The sequence below is a fragment of the Boseongicola sp. genome (assembly GCF_057460485.1).
In genome coordinates this window covers 1-9,388 of sequence record NZ_JBVCWP010000156.1, presented here as the reverse complement: position 1 = coordinate 9,388, position 9,388 = coordinate 1, and the positions used below count along the sequence as shown (strand labels likewise).

The 9,388-nt window shown below is 58.1% G+C and carries 8 protein-coding genes; 2 read left to right on the top strand and 6 right to left on the bottom strand.

The annotated features are described in order from the left end of the window. Positions 1–113 precede the first annotated feature (113 nt). Complete coding sequence (locus AC221Y_RS15695) at positions 114–581, top strand: Hsp20 family protein (RefSeq protein WP_299758040.1); 468 nt, start codon at positions 114–116, stop codon at positions 579–581. Between the two features lie 109 nt (positions 582–690). On the opposite strand, the gene AC221Y_RS15690 is transcribed toward AC221Y_RS15695, so the two are convergent. The 4 genes from AC221Y_RS15690 to AC221Y_RS15675 all read right to left on the bottom strand — a co-directional run bounded on the left by AC221Y_RS15690 (position 691) and on the right by AC221Y_RS15675 (position 5,670). After that, on the bottom strand, positions 691–3,027 hold the full coding sequence (locus AC221Y_RS15690) for an aldehyde dehydrogenase family protein (RefSeq protein ID WP_299758041.1): 2,337 nt from the start codon (positions 3,025–3,027) through the stop codon (positions 691–693). Next, positions 3,024–3,266, bottom strand: coding sequence for a DUF1272 domain-containing protein (locus AC221Y_RS15685; RefSeq protein ID WP_299758042.1), 243 nt, complete (start codon positions 3,264–3,266; stop codon positions 3,024–3,026). The genes AC221Y_RS15690 and AC221Y_RS15685 overlap by 4 nt, the downstream gene beginning before the upstream one ends. Before the next feature lie 5 nt (positions 3,267–3,271). Then, the gene (gene deoC, locus AC221Y_RS15680) at positions 3,272–4,273 is read right to left on the bottom strand and encodes a deoxyribose-phosphate aldolase (protein ID WP_486707700.1); all 1,002 of its coding nucleotides are present in this window, start codon (positions 4,271–4,273) and stop codon (positions 3,272–3,274) included. Positions 4,274–4,452: 179 nt separating this feature from the next. Next, positions 4,453–5,670, bottom strand: a complete 1,218-nt coding sequence (locus AC221Y_RS15675) for a bifunctional alpha/beta hydrolase/OsmC family protein (RefSeq protein ID WP_299751455.1) — start codon at positions 5,668–5,670, stop codon at positions 4,453–4,455. Positions 5,671–5,977: 307 nt separating this feature from the next. Here AC221Y_RS15675 and AC221Y_RS15670 point away from each other — a divergent pair, with 307 nt between their 5' ends. Continuing rightward, positions 5,978–7,666 carry a chloride channel protein gene (locus AC221Y_RS15670; RefSeq protein WP_299751452.1) on the top strand — a complete coding sequence of 563 codons (1,689 nt, stop codon included), beginning with the start codon at positions 5,978–5,980 and terminating at the stop codon, positions 7,664–7,666. A 7-nt stretch (positions 7,667–7,673) separates the two neighbouring features. Here the strand turns inward: AC221Y_RS15670 and AC221Y_RS15665 are convergent, their stop codons facing one another. Continuing rightward, entirely contained in the window at positions 7,674–8,018 is a 345-nt protein-coding gene (locus tag AC221Y_RS15665; protein ID WP_299751450.1) for a DUF427 domain-containing protein, read from the bottom strand. 61 nt (positions 8,019–8,079) lie between these two features. After that, the coding region (locus AC221Y_RS15660; protein WP_486707699.1) for an aminopeptidase family protein P at positions 8,080–9,388 on the bottom strand (1,309 nt) is incomplete at its 5' end.

Below are 9,388 nucleotides of genomic sequence, written 5' to 3'. Positions count from 1 at the left end.
TACGGTGCCTATCTGAATTCAGCAGAGGCCGGCAGTTGGCTCTGCTTTCGAAACCAGCCTTGCCCGCTACTGGGGAGGCGCAAACCTTGGAATCGCTCAAAGGAGGATCCCTCATGCGAACTTTTGATCTTGCACCGCTTTATCGTGCAACCGTCGGTTTTGACCAGATCGCCGACCTTATGGACCGCGCCCTGACAGACACGTCAACGGCCGCGACCTATCCGCCCTATAACATCGAGAAAACAGCCGACGACGGATGGCGTATTTCGATTGCCGTAGCTGGCTTCAGCGACGCCGATCTGAACGTTGAAATGCGTGAAAGCGCCTTGATCGTCACGGCCAAGAAGGCCACAGACGATGAAGACCGCACGTATTTGCATCGCGGCATCGCCACCCGCGCGTTCGAGCGCCGTTTTGCATTGGCCGACCATGTTCGTGTGACAGGGGCAAGCCATGTCGACGGCATGCTACACATCGATCTTATGCGCGAAGTCCCCGAGGCGCTTAAGCCGCGCCGCATCGAAATTGCCAACGGCGATACGTTCGAGACGAAGACCGTCGAGGCCAAAGACCTGAACTGATGGCACACACCACTAAGCGAATAAAAGCCGCCCCGATGCCTGGCACCGGGGGGCTTCTCCGGTGGGGGCTCAGGTCTTCGCGAATTCCGCTGTCTACTTTTGGCGGCGGTTACTCGCCGTAAGGTACCCAGATTGTCTTCACTTCGGTCGAGGCTGTCAGAAACGCTGAAGCATCGACATTTGACCAATCTCGCCCTTTGCCATTGTTGACCCAAGTCCTTTTAAGGTTACCTGCGGCTTCGCGCTCGATCACGGCTGACAGATCGCTGCCTGAGAAGGACCAGACGGCGTTGATATCCATATGACCGCCGAGTTGCGGCGCCAATTCGGTGTGGCTGCCGGTCAGGATGTTGACCACGCCGCCCGGCACGTCGGATGTGTCAAGCACCTGATAGAAATCGGTCGCTGCTAGAGGGAAGGGTTCGGAGGCCACGACAGTGATCCGGTTGCCCATGGCCATCGCGGGGGCCATCACTGAGATCAGACCAAGCAGTGGCGCATCGTCAGAGGCAAAGGCCGCTATCTTGCCCACCGGTTCGTTCATCGCAAGCGCTATCCCGCGCAGGGGCACACCTTTTGCCGCACCATCGTATTTGTCGGCCCAGGCGGCCCATGTGAACAGCCGGTCAATTGACGCGTCAATCTCGGCCCTGCCGCCGCGTTTTCCTGTCATCTCATTGATCCGGCTTGCGAATTCATTGCCACGCGCCGACAGGTTTTCGCCCAGATAATAGAGAATTTGCGCGCGCAAATGGCCGGTCGTATTGCTCCAGCTTTTAGCGGCGTTCATCGCCTCGACGGCGTTGCGCAGGTCTTTTCGGTTCGCCAGGCCCGCATGCCCAAGAAGCTTGCCCTTCGCAGACCAAACAGCGCGCGAATACCCGCCATCGGGGCGCGACTGCTTTCCACCCACATATAGCTTTGCCGTGCGATCCAGATCGGCCACATGGGCCTTTGCCGGCGCTTCCATCGGAGCGATCTTCGATAGCTTAGGGGCGTTGTCTTTCGCCTTGGTATAGGCCTGAAGCCCTTCCCAGCCGCCCTCACGCCCAAAGCCGCTTTCGCGCACGCCACCAAACCCTGCAGCTGCATCAAACAGATTGGTTGCGTTGATCCAGACAACACCGGCGGCAAGTTTTGGTGCAATATCAAGCGCCAGATTGACGTTCTCGGTCCATACCGTCGCGGCCAACCCGTAGCGCGTGTTGTTGGCCAACTCGATCGCTTCAGATGGTGTTCGGAAGGTCGTGGCGACAAGCACGGGGCCAAAGACTTCCTCCTGCATCAACTTATCCGCGGTCGACATACCGGTGATCAGGGTCGGCGGGTAATAGCAGCCCGTGTCCGGCAAGGGCGTCGCAGCGTGGTAGATGTCGCCGACGCTTGAGGCCACCAGAGCTGTGATCGCGTCAAGCTGGACCGGATCAACGATAGCGCCGACGTCAATGCACTTATCAAGCGGTTCACCGATGCGCAGTTTGTCCATGCGTGCCTTCAGCGTGGTGTAAAAGGCGTCCGCGATACCTTCTTGAACCAACAGCCGCGACCCTGCGCAACAGACCTGTCCCTGATTGAACCAGATGGCGTCGACAAGGCCTTCGATGGCACTGTCGATATCGGCGTCATCAAAGACAATATAGGGCGACTTTCCACCAAGCTCTAAGGTAAGCTTCTTGGCAAAACCCGCTGTTTGCGCACGTATCTTCCGACCAACCGACGTTGATCCAGTAAAGGCGATCTTGTCGATATCGGGATGGGTCACGATGGCTTCGCCTGTACGTCCGTCCCCGGTTACAATGTTCAGCACACCCGGCGGAACACCGGCTTCGCGCGCCAGATCGGCGAAAAGCAAGGCGGTGAGAGACGTATATTCCGCGGGCTTCAGAACCACGGTATTGCCCATCGCAAGGGCCGGCGCGATTTTCCAGGCAAGCATCAAAAGCGGGAAGTTCCACGGAATGATCTGCCCGCACACGCCAAGCGCTTCACACCCCGGCAGTTCTTCATCCATCAGCTGCGCCATACCTGCGTGATAGTAGAAGTGGCGTGCGACCAATGGGATGTCGATGTCGCGGCTTTCGCGGATCGGCTTTCCATTGTCGAGCGTTTCAAGCGTTGCGAATAAACGCGATTGCTTCTGGACAAGACGTGCCAGTGCATAAAGTACTCTTGCGCGCGCTTTGGCATCTTTCGCCCAAGCTTTTTGCGCTTTGCGCGCCGCGTCGACCGCTTTGTCCACGTCTTTCGCGCTTGCTTGGCTGATCTTCGCAAGTATTTCGCCATTTGCAGGGTTTTTCGAGGCAAAAGACCGCGCGGGTTTGGTCCATTGGCCATTGATATACTGTCCGAACGTTCGCTTGTGGCGGTCCAGCCATGCTATCGCTTCCGAAGCGTCCTCGGGCGCGGGGCCGTAGTCCATCGTGTCGAAGATTTCGCGGACGTTCATGCGCCACATCCTTCAGGTTTGAAAACGCGTTTTGTGGAGGCTGGAAAGCGCGCCAGTTTGTCCGCCGGTCGGATCGGCCGTGGCACGAAGTTGCCTCCGCAGTTCGGGCAGACGCCTTTCAATGGACCTGCGACGCAGTCACGGCAAAAGGTGCATTCGAACGTGCAGATCATCGCGTCCGGGCTTTCGGGGGGCAGGTTGCGATCGCAACACTCACAGCTTGGGCGAAGATCTAACATTGTGCTTATCCTATCGGGTGTCGGTGGCTGGCCGAATACCGGCCCGTCACATGATGTTCGAGTTGGCGTTCAATGTCGCCAAGCAGGCTTGACGCACCAAAGCGGAACAGATCGGGGCGCAACCAGCGATCGCCCAACTCGTCCTTGATCAGCGTCAGGTACGTCACGGCGTCCTTGGCCCTGGAGATGCCGCCCGCAGGCTTATAGCCCACGCGAAATCCTGTCGCTGCGTGATAGGCACGAATGGCGCGGATCATCACAAGGCTGACGGGCAGGGTGGCGTTGACGCCTTCTTTCCCGGTCGAGGTCTTAATGAAATCAGCCCCTGCCATCATGCAAACCCAGCTGGCACGCGCGACGTTTCTAAGGGTCCCAAGTTCGCCGGTTGCAAGAATTGCTTTCACGTGCGCATCTCCGCAAGCCGCGCGGAAGGCTTTCATTTCATCGTAAAGGGCCTGCCAGTTTTGCGTCAGAACGTGGCGGCGCGAGATGACGATGTCGATTTCCCTGGCTCCGGCCTTTACGCTTTCCTCGATCTCGGCCAATCGAAGATGGAACGGCGAGAGACCGGCAGGAAAACCTGTTGAGACGGCCGCAACGGGTATCCTGGTGCCCTGCAACGCGGAAACGGCCGTTGGGACCATCTCATGGTAAACGCAGACCGCTCCTGTGGTGATTGCATCCATGCCAAGTGCGTCCAGCAGGTCTTGTCGCACAGGGTTTGCGGCCTTGGCGCAAAGGCGTCTGACACGACCTTCGGTGTCGTCGCCCGAAAGCGTCGTAAGATCAATCAGGGTGACGGCGCGCAACATCCAGGCCGCCTGGTAGTCTTTCTTAACAGAGCGACGCCCGGGCAGGGTGGCAGCACGACGCTCGATTGCCGAGGTATTGGCTTGAACCGATGCAATGCGATCCAGATCAAGCACCGTGCCGGGATTGCGCGGCTCTTGCACCTGCGGAAGATGCGCAAGCGATGTGTCGGTGACAGTGGCGGTTCGTGCAGTCATGGCGGCAGCCTATCGTATAGGGTCTTGAAAAGCGTCGCATGATGCGAGCGATTAATCAAGATTGACCATTTGGTCAAAGTTTTAGTGAAATGTGAAATCTGCACCCGAGGAAGGGGGCTCTGCCCCCGCGCCAAATGCGCGTCCACGAGGTATTTTTGAAAGGATGAAGCGGTTTTGCTTCAGGCTTCAGCCAACACGGTTTCTACCGAGGCTCCGCGTTCCAGAGTGCGGTGAACCGGGCATTTATCGGCTATCTCCAACAAACGTTGGCGCTGGTCGCTGTCGAGTTTGCCCTCAAGTCGGATCACGCGATTGAATCCGTCGATCTTGGTGTCTTCGCCTGTGCCCGCGTCTTGTCCGTGGACTTTGGCATGGGTGATATCGACCGACACATGCGTCAATGGCCATCCTTTGCGGCGGGCATACATACGAATGGTCATCGAGGTGCAGGCACCAAGGCCCGCCGCCAAAAATCCGTACGGCGTCATGCCTTTGTTGGTGCCGCCGTAGGCTTCGGGTTCATCTGCCAGTGTGTGGTGTTTTGGACCTGCATTTACATCTAGCAGAAAGCCTGTTTCGTCGGCCTCGGCGACCCGTACAATGCCTTCAGGCGCGCCGGGAGGCGGTGCAGGTTGCTTCAGATCGAGGTAGCGCGCGCTCCAAGCGGCGATGACTTCGGCGGCGTATTCGGCGTCGGATGCGCGCGTTACAAGGTGATCTGCGTCGTCCAATGTGACGAAGCTTTTGGGGTGGCGCGCGGCCATAAAGATGTTTGTGGCGTTCTCGATCCCGACGGTTTCGTCCCGCGGCGCGTGCATCACCAGCAGTGCCTTGCCCAGTTTTTCAATCGACGGCGTGAGGGCCGCGCCTGCAACATCGTCAATGAAGTCTTTGCCAATCGTGAAGGGGCGGCCTGCCAGCGTAACTTTGGCTTTGCCTTCGGCGGCAATCGTATCAAGCGCGCCGGCGAAATTGTGCGTGACATGGCCGGGGTCAAACGGAGCGCCGATCGTGGCAACAGCTTTGATCGACGGAATGTCGGCCGCGGCTTTCAACACGGCTGCCCCGCCGAGCGAATGTCCGATCAGCAGCGTTGGCGCCATATCGCGGTCGCCCAGAGCCGCAGCCGCGCGCACTAAATCCTGGGCATTGGACGTGAACGTTGTGTTGGCAAACTCGCCTTTCGAATGTCCGAGTCCGGTGAAGTCAAACCGCAAAACAGCGATCCCCATCGAGGCCAGCCGCGACGAGATACGTCGCGCCGCTGTGATGTCCTTGCCGCAGGTAAAGCAATGCGCAAACAACGCCGTCGCAAGATGCGGGCCATCCGGAAAATCCAGCCGTGCAGCCAATGCGTCGCCTGCGTGGCCCTCGAATGTGAAGCGTTCCATGCTCATCGGACAGTCTCCGTTCGTGTCAGGCTTCGAAACTGTGCGCCTATGCCCCCCAAAGCAAGGGCTGTGACAGGGCTGTCACGGCACCGTGACGCGTGTGTCACAGGACCGGTTCCGACCTTGCTGAACACACCGTCTTGTTTGATCACAGTTCACTACAGTGAGACGAACTGCGTGATTTGGGTCTTTCCCCTTTGCCATCAAGCGCCTACCAAGAGGTATCGCGCGACAATTCAAAACGCGAGACGTTGGGCGTCCGCCGGGCAGGGCGCAAGGCGGTTTGGTGTGTGTCCGGGGTGGACCGTGTTGGATGGGCGCCGCTCCTAAGTCGATAATCGCCAAGCAACTGCAAGCCATTGTAAGCGCTTGCAAGCCGGGCTGGCACGTCCTGCGTACACATGGCCCAAGCGGCATTCAGTTTTGGTTCATTGCGTTGCTTATCGGCATTGCGGGAGGCTTTGCGGCTGTCGTATTTCGTACCGGCATCACCTTTTTGCAGCAAACTCTATATGGCACGGACGACGTTCGCCTTATCCATTCCTTTGCAGAAACTTTGCCGTGGTATGTGATCCTAGTAATTCCAATTTTGGGAGGCCTCGCGGTTGGCCTGATCCTCAACCGCTTCACGTCTGACGGAAAAGTGCGCTCGGTGGCGGAAGTTATCGAAGGGGCTGCGATTAAAGACGGCCGGGTTGAGACAAAAGAGGGGCTCGCGTCGGCAGCGGCATCCCTGATCACATTGGGGACGGGCGGGTCGACGGGTCGTGAAGGTCCGGTCGTGCATTTGGCTGCGGTGATTTCAACCTGGGTGTCAAATAAGTTGGCCGTTGACGGAATTACAGGGCGCGATCTTCTGGGCTGCGCGGTCGCGGCGGCCGTGTCCGCCTCGTTCAATGCGCCCATCGCTGGCGCGCTTTTCGCGCTAGAGGTCGTCTTGCGTCATTTCGCAGTTCATGCATTTGCGCCGATCGTGATTGCGTCGGTCGCGGGTACAGTGATCAACCGGTTGGCGTTCGGGGACATCACTGAATTCTCTTTGGGTGAAGCGAGCGTTCTGGCCTTTTATGTTGAACTACCTGCCTTCCTGATCCTCGGGCTTTTGTCGGGCTGCGTTGCTGTTCTGATGATGCGGGCAATATTTTGGGCCGATGACCTTGGCAGCTATTTCCAACGCCGGATCGGGCTACCTCGCGTTTTGCGCCCGGCCGTCGCAGGCGCGCTTTTGGGCGGCCTAGCGATTTTTTACCCGCACATCATCGGGGTTGGATACGAGACAACTTCGGCGGCTTTGACCGGTTCGTTGATGCTGCACGAAGTGGTGGTTTTCTGCGTGCTGAAGGTTGCCGCCGTCGCCATCACCATGGCGGGCCGCATGGGTGGAGGCGTGTTTTCGCCCTCGCTGATGGTCGGGGCTTTGCTTGGATTGGGGTTTGGGCTTGTGGCAACCGCCATCGCGCCGAACATTTCCGGCTCGGAAACGCTTTACGCACTGGCGGGCATGGGCGCGGTCGCTGCAGCCGTCTTGGGCGCGCCCATCTCAACGACGCTTATTGTGTTCGAGTTGACGGGAGACTGGCAAACGGGTCTGGCGGTGATGGTGGCGGTTTCGATGTCGACGGCTTTGGCGTCACGCCTTGTGGACCGTTCATTCTTCTTAACGCAACTGGAGCGACGCAATATTCACCTTGCCGCCGGGCCGCAGGCCTATCTTCTATCTATGTTCCGAGTGGCCAACGTTATGCGCACGCCTGACGACCCCCGCGCGGCCCCGGACGAAATGCTTTGGGAGGCAATAGAAGGCGGTCACACAATTGATCGCAACGCGACTTTGGAAACAGCAATGCCGATCTTTGAGGCGACCAATCGTCAGTTCTTAGCGGTTGTGACGCTTGGCGAGGAAGGCGTCGCCCCGCAGATCGACGGGGCCCTTTTCCAAGTCGACGCTCTTCGGGCCTATAACCGCGCGTTGGCCGCAACCGCCGCCGAAGAACACAGCTAAATCTGTGTCAAACCTGTTCGACGGTAACCAGATCGCCGTCATAAAAAGCCAGATGACCTTCAATGTCCGAAACGCTGTCCTTGGGGGTCTCATAGCTCCAGGCGGCATCGCGAATGGTCGTGCTTTTGGTTACGATGGAATAGTAGCTGGCGTCGCCCATGTGTGCACAATGGGATGTTCGCTCGGAGGCATCTAGGAACGCCATCGCAATGTCATCACGTGGAAAATAAATCACCGGCTCTGTGGAACCCTCTGTCAGTTCAAGCGCGTTGTGGCTTTCTGCTAAAACGGCTCCGCCCGCACGAACAACCCAAGTGCCATCAGCTTTACGAATGTTAATATGGTTGGCCATGTGTGGGCTCCTTTGTGGCGTCGCCGCGCATTTGCGAGACGCTTACACCTGTTTCAGGTCATCAGATAGGGCGCGTTGCCGTGTTCAGCCAGTCCCCGGCGCTATCCGAAAGCCGCGACATCAGTTTTTCGCGCACATCGCGGTGGTATCCGTTTAACCAGTTTCGCTCGGACTTGGACAGCATTTCAGATTCTATCAGCCGCAGATCAATCGGCGCATAAGTTAGCGTTTCGAAATCAAGTTGGTCGCGCGCGTCGCCCATTTTGGCGGCCTCACGGACAACGATCAGGTTCTCAATGCGAATACCAAACGCCCCTTCGCGGTAGTATCCGGGTTCGTTTGACAGGATCATTCCGGGCATAAAAGGGACTTCGGACATCCTAGAAATCCGCTGCGGACCCTCGTGCACACTCAAGAAAACTCCGACGCCGTGGCCGGTACCATGGTCATAATCAAGCCCGGCACGCCAAAGCGGAGCGCGGGCCAATGCATCAAGATCCCGCCCGGAAAGTCCACGTGGAAAGCGCGCGCATGAGATTGCGATCATCCCCTGAAGTACGCGGGTGAAACAGGCGCGATGCTCGTCTGTTGGCGCACCAACAACAATAGTGCGCGTGATATCCGTCGTTCCGTCGATATATTGTCCACCAGAATCAACAAGGTAGAGGTCGCCGGGTTGGATCGTACGGTTGGTTCCTTCGGTCACGCGGTAGTGCACAATGGCGCCGTTTGGCCCGGACCCGGATATCGTGTCGAACGATATATCGTGCAACGCGTTCGTTGCCCGCCGGAAACCCTCCAGCGATTTCGCGGCGTCTATTTCGGTCAACCCACCATCTGCAGCCCGGTCGTCAAACCATGACAGAAACTCGACCATCGCCGCGCCATCGCGCAAATGCGCCTCGCGGGTTGCGGCGATCTCGGCATCTGTCTTCTGGGCTTTGGGAAGGATGCACGGATCGCCACCGTCGACGACTTCGATCGTCTCAATATCCGCCAAGACTGCCCGCACTGTCTCGGGTGCCGACGCCGGATCAAGTTGTATCGTGCCGCTCAGCGTTTCAAGAAATGCGGTCAATCCAGTGTATGGATGAAGCGATACGTCGTTCCCAAGGTGCAAAATCACCGTTTCATCGGCCGTCGCGTTTGTGAAAAAAGAAACTTTGCCAGCGGCATCCAAAACCGCGAAACCCTGCGCCAATGGATTGCGCGGGATGTCACTGCCGCGAATGTTCAAGAGCCAGCAAATCGAGTCAGGAAGCGTCAAAACAACAGCATCACGCTTTGCCGCGCGAAGCTCAGCTGCAAGACGACCACGTTTGTCGGCACTGCTTTCACCGGCGATCTCTATGGCATGGACCAAAAGTGGC

What these genes read in the sequence shown, in the direction of transcription:
- deoC (WP_486707700.1), bottom strand. Translation starts at nt 4,273, where the DNA reads ATGACTGCACGAACCGCCACTGTCACCGACACATCGCTTGCGCATCTT.
- AC221Y_RS15690 (WP_299758041.1), bottom strand. Translation starts at nt 3,027, where the DNA reads ATGAACGTCCGCGAAATCTTCGACACGATGGACTACGGCCCCGCGCCC.
- AC221Y_RS15670 (WP_299751452.1), top strand. Translation starts at nt 5,978, where the DNA reads ATGGGCGCCGCTCCTAAGTCGATAATCGCCAAGCAACTGCAAGCCATT.
- AC221Y_RS15685 (WP_299758042.1), bottom strand. Translation starts at nt 3,266, where the DNA reads ATGTTAGATCTTCGCCCAAGCTGTGAGTGTTGCGATCGCAACCTGCCC.
- AC221Y_RS15695 (WP_299758040.1), top strand. Translation starts at nt 114, where the DNA reads ATGCGAACTTTTGATCTTGCACCGCTTTATCGTGCAACCGTCGGTTTT.
- AC221Y_RS15675 (WP_299751455.1), bottom strand. Translation starts at nt 5,670, where the DNA reads ATGAGCATGGAACGCTTCACATTCGAGGGCCACGCAGGCGACGCATTG.
- AC221Y_RS15665 (WP_299751450.1), bottom strand. Translation starts at nt 8,018, where the DNA reads ATGGCCAACCATATTAACATTCGTAAAGCTGATGGCACTTGGGTTGTT.